Annotated in this window: 24 protein-coding genes; 15 read left to right on the forward strand and 9 right to left on the reverse strand. The window is 42.7% G+C overall.

The window, feature by feature from the left end:
* Nucleotides 1-83: 83 nt before the first annotated feature.
* The 4 genes from CRECT_RS12045 to CRECT_RS12060 are packed head-to-tail and all read left to right on the forward strand — an operon-like array spanning nt 84 to nt 2250.
* Nucleotides 84-1025 carry a DUF4299 family protein gene (locus tag CRECT_RS12045; protein WP_002944176.1) on the forward strand — a complete coding sequence of 314 codons (942 nt, stop codon included), beginning with the start codon at nt 84-86 and terminating at the stop codon, nt 1023-1025.
* 22 nt (nt 1026-1047) lie between these two features.
* Entirely contained in the window at nt 1048-1191 is a 144-nt protein-coding gene (locus tag CRECT_RS12050; protein WP_002944289.1) for a hypothetical protein, read from the forward strand.
* A gap of 56 nt (nt 1192-1247) precedes the next feature.
* Nucleotides 1248-1649 (forward strand): hypothetical protein, encoded by a 402-nt coding sequence (locus tag CRECT_RS12055; protein ID WP_002944225.1) that lies wholly within the window; start codon nt 1248-1250, stop codon nt 1647-1649.
* Nucleotide 1650: 1 nt separating this feature from the next.
* Nucleotides 1651-2250 carry a tetratricopeptide repeat protein gene (locus tag CRECT_RS12060; RefSeq protein WP_002944068.1) on the forward strand — a complete coding sequence of 200 codons (600 nt, stop codon included), beginning with the start codon at nt 1651-1653 and terminating at the stop codon, nt 2248-2250.
* 1732 nt (nt 2251-3982) lie between these two features.
* Here the strand turns inward: CRECT_RS12060 and CRECT_RS12065 are convergent.
* The 4 genes from CRECT_RS12065 to typA form a co-directional block, all read right to left on the reverse strand.
* Nucleotides 3983-4774, reverse strand: a complete 792-nt coding sequence (locus CRECT_RS12065) for a hypothetical protein (protein WP_002944052.1) — start codon at nt 4772-4774, stop codon at nt 3983-3985.
* Between the two features lie 1114 nt (nt 4775-5888).
* The gene (locus CRECT_RS12070; protein WP_002944186.1) at nt 5889-6755 is read right to left on the reverse strand and encodes a DUF3137 domain-containing protein; all 867 of its coding nucleotides are present in this window, start codon (nt 6753-6755) and stop codon (nt 5889-5891) included.
* A 676-nt stretch (nt 6756-7431) separates the two neighbouring features.
* Nucleotides 7432-7986 (reverse strand): LemA family protein, encoded by a 555-nt coding sequence (locus tag CRECT_RS12075; RefSeq protein WP_002944192.1) that lies wholly within the window; start codon nt 7984-7986, stop codon nt 7432-7434.
* Nucleotides 7987-8446: 460 nt separating this feature from the next.
* Nucleotides 8447-10255 carry a translational GTPase TypA gene (typA, locus tag CRECT_RS12080; RefSeq protein WP_002944071.1) on the reverse strand — a complete coding sequence of 603 codons (1809 nt, stop codon included), beginning with the start codon at nt 10253-10255 and terminating at the stop codon, nt 8447-8449.
* A gap of 118 nt (nt 10256-10373) precedes the next feature.
* On the opposite strand from typA, the gene fliK reads away from it, so the two are divergent.
* The 10 genes from fliK (at nt 10374) to CRECT_RS12130 (ending at nt 20580) form a co-directional block, all read left to right on the forward strand.
* Nucleotides 10374-11849 carry a flagellar hook-length control protein FliK gene (gene fliK / locus CRECT_RS12085; protein WP_039887930.1) on the forward strand — a complete coding sequence of 492 codons (1476 nt, stop codon included), beginning with the start codon at nt 10374-10376 and terminating at the stop codon, nt 11847-11849.
* A gap of 48 nt (nt 11850-11897) precedes the next feature.
* Nucleotides 11898-12602 carry a flagellar basal body rod modification protein gene (locus CRECT_RS12090; protein WP_002944117.1) on the forward strand — a complete coding sequence of 235 codons (705 nt, stop codon included), beginning with the start codon at nt 11898-11900 and terminating at the stop codon, nt 12600-12602.
* Nucleotides 12603-12606: 4 nt separating this feature from the next.
* Entirely contained in the window at nt 12607-14238 is a 1632-nt protein-coding gene (locus CRECT_RS12095; protein ID WP_002944218.1) for a flagellar hook protein FlgE, read from the forward strand.
* A 119-nt stretch (nt 14239-14357) separates the two neighbouring features.
* Nucleotides 14358-14555, forward strand: a complete 198-nt coding sequence (locus CRECT_RS12100; protein ID WP_039887928.1) for a hypothetical protein — start codon at nt 14358-14360, stop codon at nt 14553-14555.
* A gap of 73 nt (nt 14556-14628) precedes the next feature.
* Nucleotides 14629-15426, forward strand: a complete 798-nt coding sequence (locus tag CRECT_RS12105; RefSeq protein ID WP_002944105.1) for a hypothetical protein — start codon at nt 14629-14631, stop codon at nt 15424-15426.
* Between the two features lie 123 nt (nt 15427-15549).
* On the forward strand, nt 15550-16572 hold the full coding sequence (locus CRECT_RS12110) for a ribonucleotide-diphosphate reductase subunit beta (RefSeq protein ID WP_002944265.1): 1023 nt from the start codon (nt 15550-15552) through the stop codon (nt 16570-16572).
* Nucleotides 16559-17329 (forward strand): carbon-nitrogen hydrolase family protein, encoded by a 771-nt coding sequence (locus CRECT_RS12115; protein ID WP_002944234.1) that lies wholly within the window; start codon nt 16559-16561, stop codon nt 17327-17329. Before CRECT_RS12110 ends, CRECT_RS12115 begins: the two co-directional genes overlap by 14 nt.
* Nucleotides 17326-17958 carry a protein-L-isoaspartate(D-aspartate) O-methyltransferase gene (locus tag CRECT_RS12120; protein WP_002944285.1) on the forward strand — a complete coding sequence of 211 codons (633 nt, stop codon included), beginning with the start codon at nt 17326-17328 and terminating at the stop codon, nt 17956-17958. Before CRECT_RS12115 ends, CRECT_RS12120 begins: the two co-directional genes overlap by 4 nt.
* Before the next feature lie 442 nt (nt 17959-18400).
* Nucleotides 18401-18556 (forward strand): hypothetical protein, encoded by a 156-nt coding sequence (locus CRECT_RS12125; protein WP_157752365.1) that lies wholly within the window; start codon nt 18401-18403, stop codon nt 18554-18556.
* Between the two features lie 1508 nt (nt 18557-20064).
* On the forward strand, nt 20065-20580 hold the full coding sequence (locus CRECT_RS12130; RefSeq protein WP_157752364.1) for a hypothetical protein: 516 nt from the start codon (nt 20065-20067) through the stop codon (nt 20578-20580).
* A 28-nt stretch (nt 20581-20608) separates the two neighbouring features.
* On the opposite strand, the gene CRECT_RS12135 is transcribed toward CRECT_RS12130, so the two are convergent.
* A complete protein-coding gene (locus CRECT_RS12135) occupies nt 20609-20968 on the reverse strand; it encodes a hypothetical protein (protein ID WP_039887924.1) in 360 nt (119 codons plus the stop codon).
* Nucleotides 20969-22492: 1524 nt separating this feature from the next.
* Between CRECT_RS12135 and CRECT_RS12140 the strand changes: the two genes are divergently transcribed.
* The gene (locus CRECT_RS12140; protein WP_004320914.1) at nt 22493-22990 is read left to right on the forward strand and encodes a hypothetical protein; all 498 of its coding nucleotides are present in this window, start codon (nt 22493-22495) and stop codon (nt 22988-22990) included.
* Between the two features lie 32 nt (nt 22991-23022).
* Here the strand turns inward: CRECT_RS12140 and CRECT_RS12145 are convergent, their stop codons facing one another.
* From CRECT_RS12145 to CRECT_RS13040, 4 genes are all read right to left on the reverse strand, one after another.
* Nucleotides 23023-23385, reverse strand: a complete 363-nt coding sequence (locus tag CRECT_RS12145) for a hypothetical protein (protein ID WP_039888829.1) — start codon at nt 23383-23385, stop codon at nt 23023-23025.
* A 12-nt stretch (nt 23386-23397) separates the two neighbouring features.
* Complete coding sequence (locus CRECT_RS13035) at nt 23398-23520, reverse strand: hypothetical protein (RefSeq protein ID WP_257792181.1); 123 nt, start codon at nt 23518-23520, stop codon at nt 23398-23400.
* 1171 nt (nt 23521-24691) lie between these two features.
* Nucleotides 24692-24892 carry a hypothetical protein gene (locus tag CRECT_RS12150; protein ID WP_039888858.1) on the reverse strand — a complete coding sequence of 67 codons (201 nt, stop codon included), beginning with the start codon at nt 24890-24892 and terminating at the stop codon, nt 24692-24694.
* A gap of 14 nt (nt 24893-24906) precedes the next feature.
* Entirely contained in the window at nt 24907-25029 is a 123-nt protein-coding gene (locus tag CRECT_RS13040) for a hypothetical protein (protein ID WP_257792182.1), read from the reverse strand.
* Nucleotides 25030-25291: the final 262 nt, after the last annotated feature.

Consider the following 25291-nt stretch of genomic DNA (forward strand, 5'->3'; position numbering starts at 1 on the left):
CAAATTTGACGCGGTAAATTTACGCTCAAATTTGACTCCGCTAAAACGCCGCAAAAGTCAAATTTAACTCCAAAGGATCAAAAATGAGCATCACCTTTTTCGTCAAAAATAAAAAGAAGTTTCTAGTCGGCCTTGCGCCCGTGATGAGCGTAGAGGAGGCGCTGCGCCTGGTGCCGAATTTATCGCAGTTTAACGCGGACGAGGATGACGAAGAGTTTGACGCCGATGGCTTTTACGGCGCGAAGCTAAGCGAGCTTGACTGCCTCGTTGCCGGCACGGACGGACTTAGCGGACGCGGCTTTGAGATCGGCTACGAGGACGGCGCATATAACGTCCGCATCGGCACGCCAAGCACCCGCACGGACTGGAAAATCGCTCTAGAGTATCTAAAAAACCTAGCCATAAAAATGGACGGCGAAATCGTGAGCGAGGACGGAGAGAAATTTAGCGCGCAAAATATCGAAAGCTTTAACTATGAGCACGATATACGCGCGGGGCTGGAGGCGATAGAGCAAAATTTGCAAAAAGAGGCGCAAATCAGCACTATTTACGGCATAAGAAACGAAGTGTCGTTTGATAAAAAGATCATGACTCGCATCCTTGGCGCGAAGGATCCCGCAGGCGAATTTAGCAAATTCGTAACCGATATCCAAAACATAGACGCGTATTTTGCAAATCAGATGTTTTATCGCAGAAACGATAACGGCGAGATCATCGGACAGTACGTCCTGTCGCAAGGCGTCGTTACCGCGCTGCCGTATGAGCCTAGCGTAGAATATAAAAATTTGCAAATGCTAGGCGACGAAAAAGTCGCGCGCTGGTCGGTCGCGATATTTGGCGGAGAGGGCGATGATGAGGAAAAATACGAGATCCTAGCGACGCTGAAATATGAAAATTTCATCCAAAATTTGCCAAAAGTTAAATACGAATTTATCGACGCGAAAAATATCGTCGTAAGCGCGTTTAGTAAAGCAGAATTTGACGAGCTAATCGCAAAATGCGGCGAAGAGGGGCTAGCGGACTAAGCCGTTTAGCTAGCGGCGCGATTTGCTCCTCCCTGCGTTAAATTTAAGCGGCAGAGTTAAATTTACGGCCGAAATTTGCCCGCCGCTTTACCCCAAAACGGAGCTAAATTTGACGCAACATAGATCAAATTCGGCCTCAAATTTAACCCCGATCCCAAAATATTGACTTGCGCCGCCCCTTTAGATAAAATCAGGCACAACAAATCACGAAGGAGATCAAAAATGCGAAAATTTTTCCTACCCCTTTTATGTGCCATCATGCTAGGCGGATGCGCTAAGCACGGTGGCTTAACCACAAATTTCATCCTGGAAAACAAGGAGCTAACCGCGCTCAAAGGCCGTCATATCCTCGATATGCAAAAATACATCGACAGATGGGCAAAGATCGAGATAGGCATGCTGTCGAACAAATACTATCTGCAATACGACCCTCAGGTACTACTATCGCAAAATAAATCGTGCAACTTCTACGGCTGCTGGGTGACGGGCAATAACTTCAGCACCTACGGCTATATCTACTTCACCACCGACAAGGACGGCTATGTCACCAACTATTCCGAGGACGGCGACGACATAAAGATCGTCAAGCATATATTTAAAGACCTACTGATACTGGAGAACTAAGATGAAAAAGACGGTAATAACACTATGCGCATTTGCGATCACTGCAGCGTTTGGGATATCTAACGCAGATTATGATAAATTTATAGCGCTGGACGATAGCGGAAGATATAAAGAGGCCTTGGCATTGATCAAGCCGCAAGCCGAGGCGGGCGACGGCAGGGCTGCTGCGCTCGTAGGCTATCTCAATGAGGTGAGATTCAATAATATCGGCGAAGGCGTGAGGTGGTATAAAAAGGGCATGGAGCTAAACGACAGCCTCGCCCACTCCAATATGGCGCGGATCTACTACCGTATGACGGACTATAAGCTAGCCGCAAAGACTTATGAAAAGGCAAGCCAGCTAGGCGACACGAGCGCGGATGCGTCACTAGGAAATATGTATCTAAACGGAATATATTTTAAAAGAGACTATAAAAAAGCGCTCGTCTATATCCAAAAAGCCGTTGCCGACAACGACCCGCACGCTCTAACCGATCTAGCTATATGCTACGAGAACAGCTACGGCGTCGCAAGGGATATGAACAAAGCCATAGAGCTCTACAAGCGCGGAGCGGCAGGCGGTAACGAATACGCCAAAAGGGCGCTAGAGAGGTTGCAGTAAGCGGGCGGTGCAAAAACCGCTCGTAGGCGGGCGGCTGCTTGAGCGCGTTTGGCCTTGGTTTGCTCGTCGCCCGCTTGAAATTTATCCACGAGCGGGAGTCGAGCTCGGACGGAGTTTGAAATTTATCCGTAAGCGGGTTTAAACCGATGATGGACGGGTATTTTGGCGAAGATGCGCTAGATTTGGAATTTATCCGTAAGCAAGTTCGAGCTAGCATGGTTTAAATTTTATCTTGCCGCCGCTTAAACCTATCCTCAATCTATGAGCTAAAGCCGAGTCGGCACGGCTTGGAATTCATTCGCGATCCGTGCGCAGGATTTGGCTTGACCGGCTTAAAATTTCCTTTAGTATAATTAAATTTTATTTTTAGAATGCATCCGGGTTAGCTTGGCTTAAATTTTCATCCGCAACCGGGTTCGAGCTGCCCGACTTGAAATTTTAAGCTTTTTAACAAACCGGCCGATATCGGCGAGGTTTATCCGCCCACGGTTTGACCCGTCGGCTACGATGCGGCGATACCGACTCTGCGGCGCCGCACGCGATGACTTCGGCCCGCCGCGAGCCGATTTTAATAGCGCATCCCCGCGCCCAAACTGCAAGATACGGATTTTAAGGCTCGGGCGAATTCGGATCCGAGGTTTATCCGCCGGGCGTTCCGACTCGGTTTGGCTTTTGCTTGCGCTGCTTAGTTTTATATATGAGCAAGACCGATCTCGTATCGGCATTTTGATTTTCTCGCTCAACTTAGAATTTAGCTTCTAGCGCGGTTTGAGGTCTTACGGGTCGGTTTGCGTCGCATTTTTATCCATAGGCAAGGCTCGGCCTCAAATAGCTTAAATTTTCGCTTATAAGCGGATTTGGGCTAGAGAGATTTTATCCGCAACGGGGATTGTTTTTGTCGGACTCCCGCCTGCCGGATAGCTCAAATTTGACGGATTTGGTTTTATTTTATTTAGCCTTAGATCGCCGGGAAGTTTTAGCTTGACGAGCCAACCGATACCGGCGGATACGGCGCCCAATAACCCAAAACTCGTAACGGCGCGATTTGCGATACGAGCTTTGCTGCTTGGCCAATCAAAGCCGGTTCCGCTTATTTCGGCGAGCTTACCGATTTGCGTCTTTATGAAAAAAGCAAAGATGAATGAGCCCTGCGCCGAGCGATCTTAGCTAAACAGCACTACTTTTTGGTCACGGCTCGCCCAAAATAAATTTACTTATGCCAAAATTTACGCTTATTTCGCGAAACCTTACGCAAAGCGCTTAAATTTAGCCTATTTCTCGGCGATACAAATCGTCAATGGTGACGGAGACAAAGGCTGCCGTCTTAAATTTAGCCTAGCCGATACCGCGCCGTCAAAACCATCGCCTCTTGAATAAATTTTACCCACCAAAAGCCGAAAATCGCCGTTTATAAACTACTCAAATTTGAGCAAATTTCTACGCAGCAAGTCAAATTTGAGCCCGCAAATCCAAGATACTTCAAATTTTAGACAAAATCTAAAAGCCCAAGCCCGGCTCAAATTTAACCCGTACAAACCGTCCTGGACGCATTTAAATTTACCGTGCGAAAACGGCGCCGAATTCGACTACGCAAGATAAACCGCCGAACGCAAAGCAATCGGCCGTAACACGCTAAATTTATCCAAGTCGAGCTTAAAATAACGCTCCCAAACAAGCGGACAAAGCCAAAATAAACTAAGCCGAGGCGAAATCAAACTCGTCGCGCCCGAATTTAATACATAAAAAGTCCCTCGTCCTTCGCCTCGCCGACCTTGTCCGTCTTCACCCAAGCCGCGATATAGATGAAAAACGAAGCAATCAGGAGAAAGAAGCCAAATATCGCTAAAATCCCGCTCGCCCATAGTAGTTCGCCCGCGAAAAAAGTAAAAACATAGATCCGAAAAAGCCCGTTTCTGGTTAGTCGCGCGAGTTCGAAAAAGACCTTCGACCAGACGACGGCAACGTAGATCAAAAGCAGCAGAGTTACGACAACAACGAGCTTAGCGAGCGGATGTTCTATGCTCGCCATATAGGACGCCAGCGTCGCCGTAACTTGTCCGACAAACATCACGATCATCGCTTTGCCGAAATTTACGTGCAAGCTGTCGCTACGAGAGAGTTTCGCGATGCCGCCGAGTGCGAGATAGGTCAGCATAGCGCCCGCTATCACGGCGAGGTTATCCGCGATTTGCAGCGCCAGTCCCGCGTAACCTGCGATGAAATACGCATAAAATTTAATCGCCGACGGCGCGACACCGGAGACTATGCCAAGCACTCTTGCTCGCTCAAATACCTCGCTCTCCTTTAGCGCTTGCTTGGTCTCCTTGCTTCTGACGTCTTTCGTCGCGCGTTTTTCGCCCTCATCCACGACTATAAACACCTCCAGCGCAAATTCTCCGTCGGGTTTAAACGCTACCCGTTCGCCGCCGCTCGGGCGCTGTGAGCGCACCTCCTCGAAGCTAAATTTATAGTATTTCCCGTCGTCGCCGACTATCATAGTTTCGCTTATCGCTACGCCCTTCATCCTGTCTCCTTTCGCGTTTTTATCGTTGTTTGCACTCGGTTTATTTGCATTACTCGCGTAAATTTAGCCCGCACTTAAGATTTCGCCGAATACAAATTTTCAAAAATCGAATTTTAGCTTGGTTTTAGACTTTCGTCAAATTTGCCCGCTTTATCGGAGCGAGATTTTTTAATGCGTCAAATTTAAGGTTGCGCTACCGACTTTGGCAAATTTGCATTGCGATCCGCGCCGCTTGCGGTTTTATCTCCGCCGTTTTTGCATAAATTTTACGGTTTGGATTTTTGCAATATCTTACCGCGTATCGCTCCTGCCGTATGTTTTTGACGAGCGAGCGGGCTATGTCATCGCCGCTTTATGTTTATCGCTTTTTGACGATACTGCGCGACAAATAAGACTTTCGTCGCAAATTCCGCTCCCGTCCCTGCACCAAATTTATTCGCATTACCGCACAGATAAATTGATTTGCGCCGATTTAAGCTCATAATCTCTCTGGCTTAAACCCGTAGTGGAAATATTCGCACGGACGGCCTTTTGCTCGATCGTAACGCTTTTGCCCGCGCAAGACGCCGTCAAAAGCGCCTTTCTTTTACCGAGCTTGAAGTCGCCATACCTCAACGCTCACCGGTTTCGTCGCCGACCGATCCGACTTAGTTGCCGTTTTTAAGCATAAATTTTGCTAACGAGCTCGGATTTTTATCAAATTTATGCGATTCATATTCATACGCTAAATTAAGCCCCAAGCCGCCGTTAAATTTCCTAAATTCGCGTAGCGACTAGCGCTTGCTCATAAAATTCGCGACCGTTTGCTTGCATTTTCAAGATACGGGTTATGCCGCCTAAAATTTGTCCGATACAAACGCAAATTTGACGCTTAAAACCCTGTCGTTACGCTAAGTCCGCAGGCGCGTGCGGATATTCAAATTTATAACCCAATCTATGCAAATTCCGCGCTCTTTTATCCATAAAACGCTCAAACAAAGCTCAAGCCGCCGGCGCCTCTAAAATCAAAGCGCGAGCAAAATCAAAAACCTCTCGCGCAAAATCGCACAAAACACGCGGCAAAGTCCGAAATTGCGGCAAGGCGCTTCCGCTAAATTTTCGCGTCCGCCAAGCTCTAATCCAGCCAAATTTTACGGTTTAGCCGCAGCTCCTCGACGATACGCAAAAAGCCGCCGATCTCGTCTTTGTAAAATCTATTCGCCCCCTTGCCCACAAGCGGACGGCGTAGATCGGGCTCAAAGTTATCGCGCCCGGTGCGGATCGCTATACAGATTTTGTCCCCGGTTAGCACGATGTTTATAGGGCGGTGAAATCTCGTTTTTAGCAGCTTTAGATTTTCCATCATGCTAGGCGTGAGCGCGTATCTAGCCTCGATCTGATCGGTCGTATAGACGCGAAATAGCCGCTCAAACTCCGCGTCGTCCATCCTCGCGCGTTTGCCGCCGTAGTCCTTAAAATCATCCGTCCCGCTGCAAATTTGTGTGACGCCCTTTAGCCGCTTAGGAAAATCCGCGACAAACAAAAGCCCCGCAAAAAGTATCCTGTGCGTCTCGTTTCCGCGAATATCCTCTTTGATGCTTAGCGCCTCTACGTCGCTAAATTTGACCCGCACGCCCTCTATCTGCCCGAAAATCAGGTCGTTGCCCGAGTATTTATCGATGTCAAAATCATAAATCATATAAAGATAATCGCTCTCTACGTAGTCGCCCGGATAATACGTGAGACCGCAATCCTCCACGATGCTCCTTACGACTTTTCGCTTAAATTTAAAGGTAAAGCTATCGGTAAAAATGCTCTCGAAAAAATAATACATCGCAGCCCCGCAAGCCACAAACGCGCCCGCGCTAAGAGCGGCGTTTTGCGCGGCTAGATAAAGCAGCCAAGCCACCGCCGTAGCGACAAAAAAGCAGGTGAGCTTTAGCCTAAAAAGCGAGCGTAAAACCTTTTGCCGCTCAAGCTCTAGCAAGACCAAATCATCCATTTTCGCTCCTAATTTTTAAATTTTTCTTAAAAAGCTGCTTTTAAAGGGTTTGCACGCTCTTTTGGTTACTTTATTTTTCGCCTCTCGGCTATTAGCGCGCATATTTTTTGAGCCTTTTGCCGTAAAATTTTCGCTTGTGGCGACGACCTCTTGAGCGGCGTTTTACTTTTTTAAGCTTTTTGCCTTTAAGCCGCTTTATTTGCATTTTATTCTCTTCAAACGCTTAAATTCGCAGTTTAGTGCCGTTTTTATCCGTCCGAATTCACCTTAAATTCAAGCATATCGTTAAAAAGCGATTTACGAGCTCAAATTTAACGATTTGCTAAGCCTTGCTTTTGCGCTTAATTTAGCTTTAGGGTTTGGGGCGGTGCTTAAATTTACGTTAAATTTCGCTGTTTACCGCTTTTAGTTTTAAAATTCGCTCCGGGTTTAAGCTCAAATTCACGCGCTTTTTCTTTATCTTGGCAGTAAATTTAGCGTCGTAAAGCCGTTTGAGTTTTAACGAGCAGGGTCTCGCCCGCCTAAATTTAGTCCGAAAACCGCGTCAAATTTAACCCAAACTTGCACGATGTTTAGTTCTAAAGCTGCTAACGGCTAAAATTTGAGCAAATTTAGCATCAAATTTTATCGAAATTATAAAATTTCAACTCGAATTCACGCCGAAATACCTGCAAATTTAGCGGTTAAAGAGCTCATGCACGTCGTGCGGATCGTCTTGACCCTTTGGCACCTCGAAAAATGCCGCCTTATGAAACCTCGCCCAGCTAGCGACGATGTTTGAGGGAAACATCTCCACGGCGTTGTTGTAGTCGGTCACGGCGGCGTTGTAGGCGCGGCGCGCGGCGGAGATCTGCTCCTCGATCTCGTTTAGCGTCTTTTGCAGGTGCATAACGTTTTCGTTGGCTTTGAGCTCGGGGTAGTTCTCGACGACGACGTTGAGCTTTGAGATGAGGTTTGACAGCTCGCCGTTTAGCGCAAATCTCTGTTCGTCGCCCGCAGCCTTTTGGATGCCGCTTCTAAGCGCGGAAATGTTTTCTAGCAGCTCGCGCTCGTGCGTGATGTACTGCTTGACGGTGGCGACGAGGTTTGGGATGAGGTCAAAGCGCCTTTTTAGCTGCGTATCGACGCCCGATCTGATGTTTGAGACTTGGTTGCGCTTGCCTACCAGCGAGTTGTAGACCGAGATAACGATGAGTGCGAGAACGGCGATGATGCCTAGGACGATGTACATTTTTGCTCCTTTGATTTTTTGGGGCTGATTATAGCCAAATGGGGCTAAAATTTTAAATTTCGAGGACGAAAAGTAAGGTTTGACGGATAAAAACGGAGGCTAAAATTTATCCGCATTTGTCTTGTAGCTCACTCTCAAGCCTTAGCTTATCGGCATTTTTCTTTAGCGATCAAATTTTGCCTGCTAAAGCGATGAGCGAAAATACGCGATGCATAAATGCAAAAGAAAACAAGCGGCGGCACGAAAACGCAAACGAGGCAAAGTAAAAGATAGCGATTAAGAGCTAAATTTGTCTGCGTTTTTGTTTATTTTGTCCGTCGCTCGGCAAAGAAATTTTAAAGAGCGGATTTAAGCCTGCGATATGATCTTGGCCGATCGGAGATAAATTTTTTGATTTAAGCGGTAATTTTAGCCCGCAAACCGCGCAAAAATGCAAATTTGCAGGCTAAATTTGTAAAATTTATTCTTTGGTTTTTGCCATTCTGCGGCGCATGGTCGGGTCAAGATAGCGTTTGCGCACGCGCACGTTTGCAGGCGTAACCTCGACTAGCTCGTCCTCCTCGATCCACTCCAAAGCGCGCTCTAGGCTGAGCTTTCTAGGCGGCACGAGCTTAATAGCGTCGTCAGAGCCGCTAGCGCGTACGTTGGTGAGATTTTTGCCCTTGATCGGATTTACGTCGAGGTCGTTTGGACGGCTGTGCTCGCCGATGATCATACCCACGTAGGTCTTGGTCTGCGGATCGACGAAAAGTATGCCGCGATCTTGCAAGTTCCAAAGGCTATACGCTAGCGTCACGCCGCTTTCCATAGATACCAAAGCGCCGTTGCTGCGGTGCTCGACGCTACCGATGAGCGGGCGAAACTCAAGGAAGCTGTGGTTCATGATGCCCTCGCCTTTCGTATCAGTCAAGAACTGGCTTCTAAAGCCGATGAGGCCGCGCGCAGGGATCTCAAACTCAATCCTCGTCTGCCCGTCGCCGGTCGGGTGCATAGAGACCATCTCGGCCTTTCTGCGTCCGAGTTTTTCGATCACGGTACCGCTAAACTCGTCCGGCACGTCGCACACTAGCAGCTCAAACGGCTCGCAGCGCACGCCCTCGATCTCTTTAACGATAACCTCCGGACGTCCGAGACAAAACTCAAAGCCCTCGCGGCGCATATTTTCGGCCAGGATCGTGATTTGCAGCTCGCCGCGGCCGCTAACCTTAAATTTACCCTCGCCGATGTTTTCGTAGCGCATCGCGATATTTGTTTTCATCTCGCCCGATAGCCGCTCGTCGAGCTTGTTTGAGGTTACATGCTTGCCCTCGGTGCCCGCTAGCGGACTGTCGTTTACACTAAATACGACGCTAAGCGTAGGCTCCTCGATTTTTAGCGGATCAAGCGGCATCGGAGAGTTTGGATCCACGACGCTATCGCCGACGTCCAGCGCCTCAAAGCCCGCTATCGCCACGATATCGCCCACTTGCGCCTCGTCGATGTCGCGACGCTCAAGACCCAAAAAGCCGATAAGTTTTGAAATCCTACCCGTCGTTTTCGTGCCGTCGGCTTTAGCGAGCATCACATTTTGATTTTTAGAGATTTTACCGTTGAAGATACGTGCGATGCCGATTTTACCGACGTAGTTATCGTAGTCAAGCGTAAAAACCTGAAGCTGCAAAGGGTTGTTTATATCGCCGCTAGGAGCCGGAACGTGAGACAAAATCGTCTCGAAAAGCGGCTGCATATTTACGTTTTCGTCGGCCAAATTTAGCTTCGCGTAGCCGTTTCTAGCCGCCGCATAAACGACGGGAAACTCCAGCTGCTCGTCGTTTGCCTCAAGCGCTACGAAAAGGTCGAAAATCTCGTTTATCACGCGATCGGGATCGGCTGCGGGTTTGTCGATTTTATTTACGACGACGATCGGACGAAGGCCGAGCGAAAGCGCCTTTTTCACGACGAATTTAGTCTGTGGCATTACGCCTTCTTGTGCGTCTACGAGCAGCAAAACGCCGTCGACCATCTTTAGCACGCGCTCCACCTCGCCGCCAAAATCGGCGTGGCCCGGAGTGTCGATGATGTTGATTTTCGTATCTTTATAGCGGATAGCGGTGTTTTTCGAGAGGATTGTGATACCGCGCTCGCGCTCGATGTCGCCGCTATCCATCACGCGTTCGCCGACGGCTTGGTGCTCGCTAAAAGTGCCCGATTGTTTCAAAAGTTCGTCCACCATCGTAGTCTTGCCGTGATCGACGTGGGCTATGACGGCGATATTTCGTATCTTTTCCAAATTTTTCTCCGTTTTCTAAAATAGGTCTGATTTTAGCCAAATTTTCCTTATAAAAATAATAAAGCTCTTTTGGAACGCTTCTTGCATAGCTTACGGAAGTTAAATTTAAAGGGTTTTTATGCAAATGACGCAAAACGATATCTTATCCTTTGACGCGAGCATCAAAGGCGGCGTAAAAAAGCAGGGTAAAAGCTCGCAAAAAAGCGGCAAAGAGGATGGCGAGTTTCTTTCTATGGTGCTAGATGCAGCCGCTAAAAAAGGCGAAAATTTAAGCGAAAAAGATCTAAAAGAGATGGCAAAGGCCGTAAATTTATCCGCTCAAACGACTCAAAATCAGCAAACAAAAGCGCCAATCCAAAGCACGGACGTAAAAGAAATTTTAGGCGAGGAAGCGGCTGAAAATTTGTTTGAAAACGCGACTTTTATGCAGCTTTTGCAAATTTTAGAGATGCTTAGCGGCGGCGAGAAAATCAGCAAATTTCCAAATTTTGAAAACCGCCTAGCCAAAGCGCTCTCAAACGAAACCATACTAAACGAGCTACGAGGGGCCAAAAATCTAAACGAGCTCATCGAGATCGCAAATAAGCTAAATTTAGGTCTGGAAAATATCGAAGTGACGCAAGTTCAGGCCGACGAGCTAAGTGAAAAATTCCCGAATTTGGCAAAAAAAGATTTCTTTGAGCCGGTAACGCCTAAGAAAAATTTGGCCTTAGGCGAGCTAAAAAACAAAGTCGAAGAGACTATAAACGCCAAAGAACAGAGTCCCAAAGATACGCTAAATAAACTGCTCGCCGCCGTGCAAGAAGAGCAGGCAAAGCCGCAAAATAAACCCGAAACCGCGGCTGCAAAAGTAGAAAACAATACGCAAAATTTGGCCCAAAACGCCAAAATTTTAAGCGAGGCGGCAAAAAATACAGATGAAAATGCGGGCGAAAAAGAGTCGATTTCGAAAGACAAAAAACAAAAACCAAGTCCAAAAGCGGAAAGCGAATTAAATTTAACCTCCGCAAAAAACGAAAAATCGGGGCTAAATTTAGACGCAAAAAAGATAAATTTACAAAATTTATTATTTTCGGAACGCGAGGGCGCCCGGGAGCAAATTTTAACCGAACCGCAAAGCGGCGATAGCGAAAATAGCGAGCTAAACGCGATGGTAAAAGACATCATCTCAAACGCCAAGGCTCAAAGTAAAAATTTAGGGGCCGTGCGCGAGACGTTTGATAACTTTAGCTCAAATTTAAAAGAGCAAGTCGCAGCCTATAAATCGCCGTTTATGCGCTTTAACATCACGCTAAATCCGCTAAATTTAGGCGAAGTCGAGATTATGATGGTAAATCGCGGCAACAATCTGCATATAAATTTCAACTCAAATACGCAGACGATGAACCTCTTTTTACAAAATCAGGCCGAGTTTAAAAACAGCCTCGTAAATATGGGCTTTACCGAGCTTGAGATGAACTTTAGCGACCAAAATCAGCAAAAAAAAGAGCAAGGGCAAAAAAACTACAAAGGCTCCAAATTTAGCGCCGAAGACGCCGAACAAGGCGAGCTAATCGCACCTCGTTTAGAGCTGGTCGTTCCGCGCTACGTGTAAATTTGGAATCAAATTTGCTTAAAATATACAAAATTTAAAGGATAAAAGATGGCAAACGGACTAGAAACAAATAACTTCACGGTAAACAACCAAGCCGCCAAAAAATCGGCGGACGCCCTGCAAAAGGCCGCAGGCACCAACCCAAACGCCCAGCTAGACAAGGACGCTTTTATGAAACTTCTTTTGACCGAGCTTCAGTATCAAGACCCGACAAGCCCGATGGATACGGAAAAAATGCTAACTCAAACCAGCCAGCTAGCCGCGCTTGAAATGCAAGAAAATACGAATAAAATGATGCAAAAGCTAGCCGACCAGTTAAAAAACAGCACCAATATGTATGCCGTCAGCGTGCTAGGCAAAATGGCTAAAATCGGCGACAGCGGCATCATAAAAGAAGAAGGCAAGGGCGTCAATTTTGTAGGCTTTTTAGAAAGCGCGGCAAAAGGCGGCAAAATAAACATCAGAGACAATAACGGCAGACTCGTAAGAACGCTGGAATTCGGCGAAGCGAAAGCCGGTGCAAATACTTTCGAGTGGGACGGCAAAGATAGCTCGGGCAACGAAGCAAAAGCAGGCACCTACTCCGTAGAGATCAGCTACGTCGATACCGCAGGCAAAGTAAAAAACGGCGGCGTGGGCAACTATTTAGTAGAAGGCGTCAAATTCGTAGACGGCGTCGCGCAGGTAAAGGTCGGCGGACAATACGTCAGCATCGACAAAGTCAAAGAATTTACCGAGCCGAAAAAAGGATAAATCTATGGTAAGAAGCCTATATAACGGCGTTAGCGGCGTTAAGACGCAAAGTTTTAGTATGGACGTTTGGGCGCACAACATCGCCAACATAAACAACGTCGGCTACACCGCTTCGATACCCGAATTTAAGAGCATCTTTTACCAAACATCCTTCAAGGCGGGAAACAATCCGACCCAAGATCAAGTGGGTCTGGGGGCTACGGGTATGACGACGGCGCTTAGCTTTTACAAGCAAGGACCGCTTATGAAGACGGACAACGTCCTGGATATGGCGATCGGGGGCAAGGGATTTTTCGGCGTGACAAACGGCATGGACACCTACTATACGCGCGCAGGAAGCTTTGGCGTGAATAAAGACAGATACCTCGTGACAAATCAAGGCAACTACGTCCTAGGCACGCAAAACACGCTAACGCAGGTTACTCCGAGCCAGGGCGCGATAGAGGCTTTCGGCAGGATAAATTCAAAAGCCGCGGTCACGCAGGCCTACACGCCAAGCGCCGATACGACCGATCTTGACATCGGCGACATCGGCTCTCAGGGTAAAATCAAGCTACCGGAGTTTTTGTATCTGCCGACCAAGCCGACCTCGAAAGTGACTTTTAAAGGAAATCTCGACTCATCCCTTAAAACCGAGCCGGCTACCCTGCCGCTGGGTGCTGCGACCTATACCAGCAACATAGATAACGCCTCTAGAACTATAAATTTACGAGGACGAGTCACGGCGGATGCTACGATAACCCGCCCGAGAAAAGGCGATCTAATCACCGTAACGGCAACCGACGCGAACGGCAAAACAGCCGAATTTAGCGCCCCGATCGACGAAAACGGCAACTGGAGTATAAGTCAAAAATTTGAAAACGATTTCGACCTAGCCGCGGCACCGAATTTGCAAGCTAAGATAAAAACGACGAAAGAAGCGGCAAATCAAGAAAAATTCGTAACCGAGCTTTTAAACGCGGACGGCACGAAAAACACCCTTGAGCTAACGCTAACAAAACGCGTGCCGCAGGGCGCTAACGGCGCGGTTTGGGACGCGGCGGCAACCGTAAAAGACGCAAGCGGAGCCGTGATCTCAAACTCTAAAGGGGAGTTAAATTTCGGCCTAGACGGTAGGCTCGCCGGCTCCACTTTGAGCGCGATAGATAATAACGGTTCGCAAATCAAGCTGGACTTCGGCGCTCCTGCGGCTGCGGGGCAAATTTACTCAGGCGTTACCAGCACGGCGCAAGCAAAAAGTATCTCGATCGCCCAAGACGGCGTGCGTGAGGGTATTTTAAAGGATTATTACACCAACGACTCGGGCAATATTTTGGCGCAATTTACCAACGGACAAGTCCGCTCTGTGGCCAAAGTCGCGCTCTATCACTTCCAAAACGAGCAAGGGCTTGCCAAAATGGGCGATAATATCTATTCGCAAAGCGCAAACTCGGGCGCTGCCTTTTTCTACAAAGACGCAGGCGGCAAAAGTATCTACGGCGCGAAAATCGCCAGCAATACGCTAGAGCAGTCAAACGTCGATCTAGCGCAGGCTCTAACCGAGATCATCGTCACGCAAAAAGCCTACGACGCCAATGCCAAAAGCATAACGACCAGCAACGAAATGCTCCAGCGAGCAATCGAGCTAAAGCGTTAATAAGAGCTAAATCTAGCTCTGTTACAAATTTAAGTTTTTATATTATGTTATATTTTATACATCTCTAAGTTTTATTAAAATAGAATTATGATATCAATTCTTATTATATTGAGAATATCATGAAAAAGTTGTTTGGCGCAGTTGCATTCGCATCGCTTGTCGGCGGTACCGCCTTAATTGCAAAACAAATGGTTGTTAAACCCATACCATTAAAGGATTGGGATTGCATTTATCATGCTTGCGAGCAGCATTGCCATGAAGTTATGGCGGACGATCCTGCAAACATAGGTGGATGCATAGATAATATGTATGTCTAAATCAGCCAAAGAAGAGTGTTAAATTTAGTGTTTAGCCCTTATTTAAAGCTAAATTTTATCTCAAAGGATGAAAATGACGGAATTTGAACGAATAAAACTATATTTAGACGAAGTCGGAAAGCAAAATAACCGCGCTTCAAACAAGATATTAAATGAAACTAAAAATTTTAAAAATACTGAATATACGATACTTTCATCGTTTTATGTTGGAAACGGATTAAAGAAGATATACAAAACCTATCCGGAACTGGACGATAGTATGGGTGCGGAGCTGGACGGCAGCGAAGAAAAACGTGTGAGGTTTGAGGAACTGGCTTGGCTGATAAAAGAAGGTATGAGAGCCGAAAGCGAAGAAAAATTTGAAATCGCGACCAAAATATACGAAGAACTGCTAGCAAAAGCGGGCTTGGGATACTTCAAACTCGAAGCCCAAGCGGGACTTTACCGCTGTAAAAACGGCAAGCAAACGCCACAAGAATCTTTGGGGCAAGCTAGCTTTTACATAAACCGCTCTTTAAGCTATTTACGAGAGTCGATCCGTATCCTAGAGCTGATAGAAGAGCAAAAAGAACAAACAAAACTGTGCGAAGAAATAAAAAAAGAGCTTGCGACTGCGGCATTTTACGGCATGCAAGCCAAACGAAAGCTTGGCATAGCGGACCTTGATGATGATTTATCGGATGAAATCAAAAATACATTTGAGCGTTTTTTTAGCGATCTTAAAAAAGCTTGCGAACTAGAAAGCACGGGCAAGCTGGAGGATGCGCAGAAATTTTACACTCAAATTTTAACTTCAAATTTAGCCTATTTTACGCTCCGAGCCCAGGCGGGACTTTATCGCTGCGGTGCCGCTGCTGAGACTCAAATTTAATGAACAAATTTAAAAGCCGTTGAATTTAAACGGACTTAAATTTAATGGCTAGCTCCGCGATATCTAACGATTTTTTTATAAATTTTTAGCTAAAATCAGCCCCAAATTTAACCGAGGCAACTTATGAACCGAAAAAGAATCTACAACCCGGGCTCAAATGAAAATTTGACCGATCGCCGCGTATTTAACGGCAATCCGCACGGCATTTTAAATTTCACCAAAGCAAAATACCAATGGGCGCTCAAGCTCTGGGATCTGATGGAGGCCAACACGTGGTTTCCAAAAGAAGTCGATACGTCAGGCGATGTGCGCGACTACGCCTACAGCCTCACCCAGGCCGAAAAGCGTATGTATGACCTAGTCTGGAGTCAGCTCATCTCGATGGATAGCTTCCAGACCAACAACCTAGCCGACAACATCAACCCATACATCACCGCACCCGAGATCAACGCCTGCTTGGCGCGCCAGGCCTACGAGGAGGCCAACCACTCCAAGTCCTACGCCGTCATGGTCGAGGCCATCTGCGACAACACCGACCTGATTTATGAGATGGAAAAGCACGACGAGGTGCTACGCGAGAAGAACGACTACATTTCAAGCGTTTATGAGGAGCTAGCGGGCGAAGTGACGGACGAAAAGCTACTGCTAGCTATGGTGGCAAATCAAATTTTAGAGGGCATTTATTTTTACAGCGGTTTTACGGCGATTTATGCGCTGGCGCGTGCGGGCAAGATGCTAGGCAGCGCGCAGATGATTCGCTTTATCCAGCGCGACGAGATCACGCATCTGCTGCTTTTTCAAAATATGATCAATAGCGTCCGCACCGAGCGTCCGGATCTTTTCACGAGTGAAATGGAAGCTAAAATTTACGATATGTTCAAGCGCGCAGGCGAGCTTGAGATCAAATGGGGCAAATACATCACGCAAAACCAGATCATGGGCTTTACCGACGATATCATCGAGCAATACATCCGCTACCTCATCGACCAGCGTCTGGTCGCCATCGGACTAAAACGCCGCTACGACGCCCGCCACCCGATAAAATGGGTCGATGATTTTGCTAAATTTAACGACCAGAAGTCAAATTTCTTTGAAGCAAAAGTGACAAACTATAGCAAAGGAAGCATCAGTTTTGACGACTTTTAGTCCGAATTTATGCCCTATCGTCCTAACTGCGCCGACTTGCCGACAAAGACAAGACGAACTGCTGGGAAAAATCGCCGCCGCACCTAGAAACTCGGTCATCCTAGCCGGCGAGCTGTGCGTGAGCGGGTATGATACGGGCGGATTTTTTAGCGGAGCAAACGGGGCGATGCCGGGCGACTCGATCGGTAGCTTCGATGCTATACTTTTTAAAGCCGTGCAAGAAGCGCTAAGTACAGATAAATTTCTCGGACTCACGCATCTAACGAGCCTAAACCGCGCCAAAGGGCTCGCGCAAAATTCGAACACGCAGGCGCAAAAGAACGAAATTTATAACGAATTTATCCTGTTAAATAGCCAAAACGTCTTTTATACGCAAAATAAATCAAAGCTTTTTCGCCCGAATTTAGAGCACGAAATTTTTGCCGCGGGAGACGATGCGGCGATAAGGCCTTTTGATTTTAAAGGGCTAAAAATCGGCGTTTTAATTTGCTTTGAACTTAGATTTGCCCATCTTTGGGAGCGGCTAAAAGGCTGCGATATCATTTTGGTGCCCGCGATGTGGGGCAAAGCGCGCGAGGACGCATACCTTACGCTTTGCAAGGCTCTAGCGCTTGCTAATAGCTGCTACGTCGTAGCCGCGAGCTCGCTTGATTTGGAGTTTTCGGGCGTGTTTTTGCCGAGCGGCGAATTTGCGAAAGAGGTCAAATTCGACCCGAATTTGATCCTTGAAACCAAACGAAATTTGGGGCTTTTATGACCGCTCTTGAAAAATCAAAATGCATAAATATGGCCGATGAAATCGGCAATATAGTCGCGCTTACGCCGACGCTTTACAAGGCTCTTTGCGACACTCCGCGCGAGATCTTTGCGCCCGTCACGCGGCACGCATACAGCCTGGATGCACAGCCCATCGGCGGCAATCAATGGATCAGCTCGCCGCTGACGGTCATCAAAATGACGCTGGCGCTTGATGCCGAAGATATCGACAACGCCCTAGAAATCGGCTGCGGTAGCGGCTACCAAGCGGCGATTTTGTCGCATTTAGCGCACAGGGTTTTTACCGTCGAGCGCATCGAAAAGCTCGCAACAGAAGCTAAAAAGCGCTTTAAAGCACTCGAAATCCACAACATCCACGTGAGATTTGACGATGGAAACGTCGGCTGGAAAAGCTACGCGCCCTACGACAGGATTTTGCTCTCGGCGGCAGCGCGGCAAGTGCCTCAGACGCTTTTCAATCAGCTGAAAAACGGCGGCATTTTAGTAGCTCCTATCAAAAAAGACGGCAAACAATTTATCGTCAAATTTAAAAAAGACGCTTGCGGCAAGATAACGCAAAAAACGCTTGAAGAGTGCCTATTTGTACCGCTTTTGGACGGGATAGAGTGAGTTTTGCCTCATTTCGCTTTTTTAAAATAGCTTAAAATTTGAGTTGTTTTTAAGGGCATAGCTTTTATAGATCGGCAAATTTGCGCTTCTCGTAAGCACATTTACTGCAAAATATATTACCATTTAGCTAAAGTAAAAATTTAACTTAGCGCTCACGCCTGCTTTAACCGCGCGCAGATAGCTTTGCCGATCTCAAAAACCTCGCAAACAGCGCGAATGACGACCCCTACTAACTACCTGCGGCTTGCCGACATAAACAAATTTGACAAATTTGCAGAGCCTTTAGCCAAGATACAAGCGGTATCGCACTGTATTTTATTTCTATAAAACCGATGAATTATAGATTTGAGTTTATAAAATAGGCTTGTGTATGAATAAAAATTTTTGAATGAGAAAAATAAAATTTGATATAATACTCAAGTATAAATTTTTAGGTATCTTTATGGGAAAAATCAAAGTTGTATGTATAGCCGCTATAATAATATTTTTATTTTATGCAAAAAGCGTAGGAATGGCTTGGTTTGTGCTTGTAATGATGCTTTCCGGAATTATATCATATAGCATGTCATCTTTTCTTGACGATATCAATGGAAGATAAATATATTTCCAAAAATAGCACAATATAAGAATATTCCATTATTTTAGATACGGGATATTCTAGCACTTTAAGATTTTTAGAAAAAATCAATAAGCAAGCTCATCTATAATGCCGTATAGCAATGGCTCCATTTGACTTTTCCATATAATCAAAATCTCTTTTAATCCTCTATTCTTTCTGCTTGCGTCATCTTTTATACTTTTCATTTTTATCGGTTACATAACCACTCTGCAAATTCTTAGCAAAAGAGCTAAAATTACTGCACGACAGAGTCGTCGTTGCTTTGCCGATTTAAAAACTAAAGCTCAGCGGTGTCTTTTCTGCTCCGCCTTTTTTTAATTGTAAAGCCGCTAAATTCATACTTATAAGTTATTAAATTAATGTAATATTGTATGTTAATAACACATAGTATTACATTGTTATTAGTATAAGCTTAATTAAAAATGATATAATGCTCTAAAAAAATATAAAACTAAATTTTTATGAAAAATGTATATTTATGGATTTTTTAATGAGCTCAATTTTTAATAAGATTGGTTTTATACTAAATTTATTAATTATATTTATGATTATATATAAGCTTAAGAGCAATCCTCAGTATTTTGATTATCTCTTGGTAGTCGCTTTATTTTGGTATTTATATGCTTTTATTTTCGACAGGGAATCTATTTTGAAACATTCGGCTAGAGATTGTATAGGGCTTGGGTTTGCGGTGTTATTATTATTTTTTCATATTGTATTCTTGCAGAAAATTCTGCAAGAATACATATTTAGCTTAGTATGGTAAGTCGTCAATTATACCATAAAGTAAAAGACCTATTTGGCTTTTCCATCTTCGATCTAAAAACCCGCTTATCGCACAAATTTTGCCGCATTTTAACCTAAAAGCTATATAATAGCTCTATAATTTCTTAGCAAAGGAGCTAAAATTACCGCACACAACCGAATCGTCGTTGCTTCGCTGATTTTAAGCCCGGATCTTTGACTAAGATAAAGCTTAGCAGCGTTTTTCCTACTCAGCCTTTTAATTGTAAAGCCGCTAAATTTATGCTTATACCTTGTTACACTATTTGTTTAGTGTAAGCTTAATAGATCGGTATGTTTTGATATAATACGGTCATTTTTACTTAAAGAAAAACAATGAAAAAATAGTTTTAGCTATGATCATTGCGGGATTGCGTGTAAATAATGGAGATCTGTGCTATAATGATAGATAAAAATTTAAGTGAATTAAAATGACTGATTTGAAAAAGACTATGATATGCCAATTAATCACTTTTTTCTTGGATCGTAATTATGAGTTCTATTATTTTCGAATTAAAATCTACTGACCACGATCCAGATGGAAGGCAGATATTAGCGCTTGTTGCTTATAATTTTGATTATTAAGGTATAAATTGTTAAAATTACAAGATAGATTAAATACTTAAAATATAATAAATAGTTTAAGCAATAAAAAATGCTCGATTTTCGAATGTTAAAAATTATCACAAAACAAGGAGTCAGTTTTGAAAAATACAATTAAATCGCTTATGGTTTTATGTTTGTTATTGCCATTAAGTTTATTCGCAGATAATTGCAAAAAGCATTTTCCAGAATTATATGTAGACAAACAGGATATTATACAAAATAGAATGTTTTACTTTCACGAAGAATGTAAAAACAAAAAAGATCAAGTAGCATGCGAATGTTTCGATAATACTTTCAGCGAGATAGAAAAAAAATGTAATGCCGGCGAAGCCAAAAGCTGCTACAATCTTTATCTCGTTAATATTTCTAATGAAAATAAACTAGATTTTTTAAAATATGCAAAAAAAGCCTGCGATTCCGAGATTAATCCTGAAAATCTTGAAAGTGCCGTAGAGGCATGCGGAGCAGTTGCAACAGTATACTTGTTAAAATATAGATCAGAAATTGTTATAGAGCTAAAAAATAAATATAAAGATACTACTATACAATACCTAAATAAACTTTGTAAAATAACAAAAAAAGACTGTGACGAAATGAAAAAAAATCTTTTTTAGTGTGCTAAAATAGCACACTAAACTTTGTTTATTTAAATACTTCTATGCCAGCAACTGCACCTTGTATTCTTTGTATGTATTGATTTTTAAGGACAAAATAGCATCCTATAAATCCTTTTTTAGCCCCTTGTAGTTCTCCTTCAAATTCAGCTACTGCTTCTAAAATATCATGAGCGTCTAATATGAGACTAGCACTTGCAAATAATATGGGAAGTATGCTTGCTAAATATTCAAAAGATCTACTTGTTATTTCTGAACATCTTGAGACTTTATCAATAAAGTCATGAAGTTCTTTTTCAACTTTCTCGTTTATTTTTTCAGGAGGTATGCTAATTCCCAATAAGTCTCTTATCATAGTTGAATATAATTCTTGTTTATCATTATTCATTTTTTATCCTTTTATTTTTTATGATTTGTTTGGTTTATAGTGTTGGTATTGCTATGACCAACGCTAAATAAAGCGTTGCAACCCGCGAGGATTACCGAAAGCGCAACTAAAAATGCTATAATTGTTTTTTTCATCTAATAACTCCTTTTGCTCGCTCCGCTTAGGTCTGCTTGCAGTTGCGAGCTCGCAAGCAAAAATCTTTTGCTTTCGCAAAAAACGCGTTGCTGATTTTGTTTATTTGTAATTCGGACAAAGGGGGTTCTTTCACTTAAACAATTTTTACGTAATTCGAAATTTAAGGGCATAATACGCCCCAGCCTGAAATCTCTTGTTTAAAAAACATTGATAAATATCACGTTTTAAAAACGCCTGCAAAATGTTACTATTTTATTGATTTTTTGCTCTTTGTCCGCCGGTGGCGGCTATGAGCTGCTTGAATGTATTAAGTAGCCTTAAATCCGAATTACAGGGAGAATTATAACAGATAGCGGCTTAAAAATTTATATAAATTCACTTAGTTTTTCTTGAATTTTATATGGTAAAAATTGATAGCTATTATTATTTAAAACAACACTATTATTTAATATATATTAATATCTAATCCTGTTACTTTGCCTCTTACTTGGCTATTTTATAGTCGCCATTGCTTTGCCGATTTAAGCCCGGATCTTTGACTAAGATAAAGATTAGCGGCGTTTTTCCTAATTTAGCTTTTTAATTGTAAAGCCACTAAATTTATGCTTATACCTTGTTACACTATTTGTTTAGTGTAGGCTTAATGGATCGTTGACGTCTTGCTATATTTAATTACCTGGGCGAGAATGCAGCTAAATTTGTAGGTAGTTTGTCATTTAATAGTTGATATTAATAAACAAATAAATAGTAATAAACAAAAGCATTATAAAAACAATTGGTTTCTTATAAAGAGTCTCTAAAATATTTTCGACAAAATCTATATCTAGCATTAAACATGCACAGAAAAATATTAAAACAATAAAACCACGTATATCTATCATATTAATAATGCCATCTTTTCTAATCGGATTTAAATATAGTATTAAGGCACTAAAAAACATTATAAGCAGTAAAAAAGATAATATTTTCTTCATATATAAAACACATTTTCTTGCGCCGCGATCAAATAAGTCGCAGCACACTAAATTAATATGGTAATTCGTCAATTATACCATAAAGTAAAAGACCTATTTGGCTTTTCCATCTTCGATCTAAAAACCCGCTTACCGCACAAATTTTGCCGCATTTTAACCTAAAAGTTATATAATAGCTCTATAAATTCTTAGCAAAAGAGCTAAAATTACTGCGCGACAGAGTCGTCGTTGCTTTGCCGATTTAAGCCCGGTTTTTTGGCTAAGATAAAGCTTAGCGGCGTTTTTCCTACTCAGCCTTTTAATTGTAAAGCCGCTAAATTTATGCTTATACTTTGTTACACTATTTGTTTAGTGTAAGCTTAATGGATCGGTATGTTTTTGATATAATACGGTCATTTTTACCAAAAGGAAAACAATGAAAAAAACCGTTTTAGCTATGATCGTTGCCGGGCTATGCTCTTTAAATTTGAGTGCCGGGGAGCTGGAGGATAATATTAAGAAATTTGAGAGAGACGATATTTTCAAATTTTGTTCCGGCAACAGTAGTCAAAAAAATAAAGATATGTGTTATGAAACTTTGGATTTTTTTGCTAAAAAATACTCTAAAGAGTGTGATGATAACATTGCACAGTCTTGCTTTGGAATGGGGGAAATTATAATTATGGCTAACGAAGATATAGATAGCAATTTTGATATAAACATAAAATTTGATGAAGAATATTTTAAATATTTTGAGAAAAGTTGCGAGCTTAACTATTGGCAAGGTTGCTTATTTTTAGGGCTTAGATACTCAAATTTAGCGCATGACGCCAAGGATAAAAAAATAAGATCCGAATTTAATAAAAAATCAAAATATTTTTTTGGTAAAGCCTGCAAGCTTGAAGGAGATGGTCTATCTTGTAGTAGAAAATAGCCTCTTTGCAAGATAGCAAAGAGGCTAAAATTTTAATAAACTACGCCTGTTCCGCCACCCTTTTTAGCAAATAAACCACCAATTATACTGACATATTTTGGTTTTAAAACAAAGTAGCAAGGAGCCCATATATAACTATTTTTTATACCTTTTACTATTTCCTTAACAACAGTAAAAGCCAGCTTCCTTATGTCTGTCAAACTTTTAAATAGATTTGTAACAATTCTAATTCTTTTGGTGCAATCTTGCGCTTCTTTAATAAAATTATCTACCTCTGTTATAATCTCTAAATCAAGATTATCTGCCGTTACATTTACGGCATTTACTCCTAAAATTTGGGTAATAACTTCAATGTATGAATCTCTTTGATCTTGCGTTAAATTTATATCACTCATTTTCTATCCTTTTTATTTCTTATTATTTGTTTGGTTTATGGTGTTGGTATTGCTATGACCAACGCTAAATAAAGCGCTGCAACTCGCAAGGATTACCGAAAGCGCAACTAAAAATGCTATAATTGTTTTTTTCATCTAACAACTCCTTTTGCTCGCTCCGCTTAGGTCTGTTTGCAGTTGCGAGCTTGCAAGCAAAAATCTTTTGCTTTCGCAAAAACGCGTTGCTGATTTTGTTTATTTGTAATTCGGACAAAAAAAAGGGGGGGGGTCTTTCACTCAAACAATTTTTACGTAATTCGAAATTTAAGGGCATAATACGCCCTAGCCTGAAATCTTTTGTTTAAAAAACATTGATAAATATCACGTTTTAAAAACACCTGTAAAATGTTACTATTTGTTGATTTGGGTCGGGTTGTCTTGAACAGTTGGCCGCTGATCCGGATCGGGCTGATTTTTCTTTTCACTCTTGGCCGTAAGGATCGGGGCACTATAAATCCCATCTGCAGGGTGCGATCTCACATTCATCTAGTATTTTACCGTTTTTATAAAATTCGGCACACTTAAGTCGTCGTTGCTTTGCCGATTTAAGCCCGGGTCTTAGCTAAACTAAAGATTAGCGGCGTCCTTCCTGCTCATCTTTTTAATTATAGAACTGCTAAATTTTTATGCTTATACTATTTCTAGTATAAGTTTAATCAAAAATGATATACTTTTTAGATTAAAAGGCAAATTTTAGGAGAATTATGTATTATAGGCTTATATCAATTGTTTCTCATATTGTTATTATTGGATTAATTATATATGGAATTAATTTTCAGGAAAGAAAGATATGTACCTCGGATGGTTTATATTATGTAATACCTGCATATGTATATATAATAATTAAAGATCCTGCCAATTTAATATCGAATGATAAATCTGCTTATATTTTTGCCATTTGTGCATTCGTTTGCTTTATATTGTTTTTTGTTGGATGCAATACCGGTAATGGTTGGTATTACATCCAATATTAATTAATATGGTAAATCGTCAATCATACCATACAACAAAAGCCCCATATAGCTTTTCCACTTAACATTAACCGCGGATACGCAGCCGCTAAATATCTTATCTTTGAATATATAGTCAATGAACCGACCAAATGCCCAAGAGCTTACTCTTTTTATAATAAATCTTTTTACAAATGAGTAATTCTGATATTTTGTATTATCTTGCAAAACGGCATCATAAATAGCTGAAAAAGCTGGCCCAAGAGCCAATTTTTTGAGTGCTTCTACGATAGCTTTTGAACAATTAACGATTTGTGCTATAAAAAGTCTGCTGCTCTAGCGACTTTTGGCGTCACTTGGCTTGCTTGAACATTACCTATGGTTCCAAAAAAGATAGAATTTAATACATCGGCATAAAACTGCTTTTCTTCTTGGGTTAGGTTATTGTAAACAGATAAAGGTCTTACAAAGCCGGATGAGCTATTGCCTCGTCCTGGTATTTCTGGAAATCTTGACATATTTTTATCCTTTTTTATTTTTTATGATTTGTTTGGTTTATAGTGTTGGTATTGCTATGACCAACGCTAAATAAAGCGCTGCAACCCGCAAGGATTACCGAAAGCGCAACTAAAAATGCTATAATTGTTTTTTTCATCTAACAACTCCTTTTGCTCGCTCCGCTTAGGTCTGTTTGCAGTTGCGAGCTTGCAAGCAAAAATCTTTTGCTTTCGCAAAAACGCGTTGCTGATTTTGTTTATTTGTAATTCGGACAAAAAAAAGGGGGGGGGGTCTTTCACTCAAACAATTTTTACGTAATTTGAAATTTAAGGGCATAATACGCCCTAGCCTGAAATCTCTTGTTTAAAAAACATTGATAAATATCATATTTTTTAAACACCTGTAAAATGTTACTATTT

Origin of the sequence: Campylobacter rectus, assembly GCF_004803795.1 — a bacterium.
GTDB lineage: Bacteria > Campylobacterota > Campylobacteria > Campylobacterales > Campylobacteraceae > Campylobacter_A > Campylobacter_A rectus.

Bases quoted from the DNA above. Each gene is read 5' to 3' on its own strand.
- CRECT_RS12110 (WP_002944265.1), top strand. From the start codon at position 15,550: ATGAACCGAAAAAGAATCTACAACCCGGGCTCAAATGAAAATTTGACC.
- CRECT_RS12135 (WP_039887924.1), bottom strand. From the start codon at position 20,968: ATGAATAATGATAAACAAGAATTATATTCAACTATGATAAGAGACTTA.
- CRECT_RS12145 (WP_039888829.1), bottom strand. From the start codon at position 23,385: ATGAGTGATATAAATTTAACGCAAGATCAAAGAGATTCATACATTGAA.
- CRECT_RS12070 (WP_002944186.1), bottom strand. From the start codon at position 6,755: ATGGATGATTTGGTCTTGCTAGAGCTTGAGCGGCAAAAGGTTTTACGC.
- CRECT_RS12065 (WP_002944052.1), bottom strand. From the start codon at position 4,774: ATGAAGGGCGTAGCGATAAGCGAAACTATGATAGTCGGCGACGACGGG.
- fliK (WP_039887930.1), top strand. From the start codon at position 10,374: ATGCAAATGACGCAAAACGATATCTTATCCTTTGACGCGAGCATCAAA.
- CRECT_RS12105 (WP_002944105.1), top strand. From the start codon at position 14,629: ATGACGGAATTTGAACGAATAAAACTATATTTAGACGAAGTCGGAAAG.
- CRECT_RS12095 (WP_002944218.1), top strand. From the start codon at position 12,607: ATGGTAAGAAGCCTATATAACGGCGTTAGCGGCGTTAAGACGCAAAGT.
- CRECT_RS13035 (WP_257792181.1), bottom strand. From the start codon at position 23,520: ATGAAAAAAACAATTATAGCATTTTTAGTTGCGCTTTCGGTAATCCTT.
- CRECT_RS12140 (WP_004320914.1), top strand. From the start codon at position 22,493: ATGAAAAAAACCGTTTTAGCTATGATCGTTGCCGGGCTATGCTCTTTA.
- CRECT_RS12090 (WP_002944117.1), top strand. From the start codon at position 11,898: ATGGCAAACGGACTAGAAACAAATAACTTCACGGTAAACAACCAAGCC.
- CRECT_RS12055 (WP_002944225.1), top strand. From the start codon at position 1,248: ATGCGAAAATTTTTCCTACCCCTTTTATGTGCCATCATGCTAGGCGGA.
- CRECT_RS12075 (WP_002944192.1), bottom strand. From the start codon at position 7,986: ATGTACATCGTCCTAGGCATCATCGCCGTTCTCGCACTCATCGTTATC.
- CRECT_RS12125 (WP_157752365.1), top strand. From the start codon at position 18,401: ATGGGAAAAATCAAAGTTGTATGTATAGCCGCTATAATAATATTTTTA.
- CRECT_RS12150 (WP_039888858.1), bottom strand. From the start codon at position 24,892: ATGTCAAGATTTCCAGAAATACCAGGACGAGGCAATAGCTCATCCGGC.
- CRECT_RS12120 (WP_002944285.1), top strand. From the start codon at position 17,326: ATGACCGCTCTTGAAAAATCAAAATGCATAAATATGGCCGATGAAATC.
- CRECT_RS12100 (WP_039887928.1), top strand. From the start codon at position 14,358: ATGAAAAAGTTGTTTGGCGCAGTTGCATTCGCATCGCTTGTCGGCGGT.
- CRECT_RS12045 (WP_002944176.1), top strand. From the start codon at position 84: ATGAGCATCACCTTTTTCGTCAAAAATAAAAAGAAGTTTCTAGTCGGC.
- CRECT_RS13040 (WP_257792182.1), bottom strand. From the start codon at position 25,029: ATGAAAAAAACAATTATAGCATTTTTAGTTGCGCTTTCGGTAATCCTT.
- CRECT_RS12060 (WP_002944068.1), top strand. From the start codon at position 1,651: ATGAAAAAGACGGTAATAACACTATGCGCATTTGCGATCACTGCAGCG.